The 2,764-nt window shown below is 41.8% G+C and carries 2 protein-coding genes; both read right to left on the bottom strand.

Annotation, left to right across the window (positions count from 1 at the left end):
- Nucleotides 1-37: 37 nt before the first annotated feature.
- On the bottom strand, nt 38-715 hold the full coding sequence (locus IEY53_RS34725) for an HAD family hydrolase (RefSeq protein ID WP_189032909.1): 678 nt from the start codon (nt 713-715) through the stop codon (nt 38-40).
- A 487-nt stretch (nt 716-1,202) separates the two neighbouring features.
- On the bottom strand, nt 1,203-2,489 hold the full coding sequence (locus tag IEY53_RS34720; protein WP_189032907.1) for an IS110 family RNA-guided transposase: 1,287 nt from the start codon (nt 2,487-2,489) through the stop codon (nt 1,203-1,205).
- Nucleotides 2,490-2,764 lie beyond the last annotated feature (275 nt).

The following is a 2,764-nucleotide window of genomic DNA, read 5'->3' as shown; positions in this document are numbered from 1 at the left end:
GTGAAATCCTGCGAATTCATGAGCCTGAGTGAGAAAACTAAATTATATTGAGGGAGTTTAGTACGTATCGAGATATTTCTCCTAAATCATCAATAATCACGTCGGCATCAATAGAGCCAAAAGATACTGTGTCATTTCGTTTCCAAGCTGACTTCATACCAACAGCTCGACTTGCTCTTATATCGTTTTCAAAATGGTCCCCTACGAAAAGAGCTTCCGTTGCTTTCACTCCGAGTTTAGACAATGCTCTAATAAAAATTGCTGGGTCAGGCTTACGTAGTCCTTCCCATTCCGATATAAGAACTTCATCGAATAAATGACTGATCCCCAGAGATTTAAAATTATCATACTGGAATTGTCCATAACCATTAGAAATAAGGGCTATCTTTATGCCGCTGTCCCTTAGTTCTGTAAGCATATTCAACAGATTTGGAAAACCTATACAATACTTGTGAAACACATTCAAATAATCTTTTAAAAGTTCTGTCCATTCTACTCCCTGGATAGAAAATTCATCCACAAGTTGCTGATAAACTTTATCTTTCCAAACGAATCCGTGATTATCGAGCTCAATAAAACGTTGAATAAAAACATCTTTTTCAACAAATTTAAATTGTGAATAACGCTCATATTGATTACGAATGAATAAGGCAAGAGATGTATCACGGTCTAATAACGTACCGTCTAAATCAAAGAGCACTGCTTTAATATTCAAAAGACTCAGTCCCTTCAATAACTATAATTTAGGGATTCATTGGTATCTTTCGTATCCTTGTTAATTATTGAAGTATCCCTCTATGAGGAATCACTTTTCTCTTGAATGCTCGTTATATCTTAGGTTTCTGATTTTATTCGTTCAGTGCAGACGACTTTATGGTGGAATCAAGTTGAAATCGAAGAAAATGTTGGGACGAGGAAAAGCGCAAAAGAACATCTCCTTAACCACAGTCTGAAGAAAGTGGTTACTTAGGTAAATTATGGTCGCACTTATGGATCTCCACATTCCTCATGGAGGTCAACCCTCCCAAGTCTCACAGAGTCTACGCTCCCACATTCCTTCATTCAACCTGTCCATGAGGTGGAGGTCAGATATGCTGCCCGACAGGATCTTCGTCCGTATGATAGTTTCGTTCCGACTCATCCGTGCTTCAGTTGTCTGTATTTCACTGCTTTGGATCGAACGCTAATGAACTACTGCTTCGTTATGCTGCCGTACTTAAAATATTGAATCGAGGGATATCCTGCAACATCTTTACTTCACTGAACTCATGGCCTTTTTTCATGATTCCGAATAGAACTCGAATTAATTTGTTACATAACGCGTTTAACGATTGCATCTTTTTAAGCGGATTGTCTGGTCGTTTGGTGTAGTACTCATGCAAAGCCTTGAAAGCCCTATTCTTCGCCACCAGCGGCATTATAACTCGGAAGAGCAAAGCTCGAAGCTTTTTCCTTCCCCGCTTAGTGATCTTGGTCTGTCCTTTGTGCTTTCCAGATGTATTCTCTTTTAGGTTCAACCCAGTAAGCTTTATAAGCTGTTTGGGATGATGGTAGTTGCCGATATCGCCTATCTCTGCGAGGAAACCGGCCACTGTATCTCTACCGACTCCTGTGATTGCTAGCAAATGATTAACGCCAGGAATCTGATGGAGAAGTTGATCTAGCTTCATTTCAAGCTCTGCAAACTTGCATTGAATCAATTGATACTGCGCCAACAACAACTGAAGTTCCATCTTGGCCAATTCTGTTCCTTGCTTAATGCCTACCGAACGGTTAGCCGCTGATTTCAGTCTCGTTATGCGCCCCAGCCCTGCACCTCGCTTTGCCACTTCTCGTAGGTGCCCCAGTAGAAACTCATCCGGTAACTTAACGAGTTCATGTGGCAATAGGTTAAGGCTGAGCATCTGGATTGCCGATTTACATTCCCAATCCTTAAACACCGTGAGGAATTCAGGAAAATACCGATCTAGCCAGTTATGGACTCGCCCTTGCACAACGCGCAAGTCAGTCGACAGGTGTTCGCGAATTTTCATAGCTTCACGCAGCTCTGCATAGATGCCTTGTGGAATATTCGGTACGGCGTATCTCCCGTCTTTGACAAGCTGTGCGATGACCTTGGCGTCCTTAATGTCGTTCTTAGTTGGTGAATTGTCATCTAATTCTTTACTCTTTTTAACGTGCAACGGATTTACCACGCCAAAGACAATCGTCTGTTCTCTGAGGTAGTGTGCAAGATTCAGCCAATACTGACCGGTGGGTTCCATACCTACCACGACGTCTTCGCATCCGTGTTCAGACATAATTTTCCGGAACCAGTTTACGAACAACTCAAACCCTTCCAAGCTGTTTTCAAACGAAATTGGCTTCCCGAATTCAACCCCACGGAAGTCTTGTGCTCGAGCCACATGTTTGAACTTTGCAATGTCCACACCAACAATGAGTGTGGAGGAAGTGATTTGAGTAATTCGCTGATTTTGATTAAAATGCATAGTGTAGTCTCCTTGGAATGTATTTGGATCTGTCGCTGGCCAGCAACTGAGATCCTTTTATATCTTACCAAGGAGTCTTTTTGTTTCTCAAACCCGATATTTCTCCATAATAGGAATGCTGCCCGTTACTTCAACAAATGAAAAAGGGGTTGCCTCGTGGCAGCTCCTAAGCTATCGTTTCCCGTAGCGTAACGAGGAGGTAGGAAGAACTGTCCAAAAAAGAACCTTCAATACCACTTTGATTATGGTCTTGGATGCTCAAAATACTAATCATC

This window comes from Paenibacillus albidus, assembly GCF_014644435.1.
In the GTDB taxonomy this organism is placed as follows: domain Bacteria; phylum Bacillota; class Bacilli; order Paenibacillales; family Paenibacillaceae; genus Paenibacillus_AQ; species Paenibacillus_AQ albidus.
The sequence above is the reverse complement of the archived record's forward strand: the minus strand, read 5'-3'. Positions and strand labels throughout refer to the sequence as shown.

What these genes read in the sequence shown, in the direction of transcription:
- IEY53_RS34720 (WP_189032907.1), bottom strand. Translation starts at nt 2,489, where the DNA reads ATGCATTTTAATCAAAATCAGCGAATTACTCAAATCACTTCCTCCACA.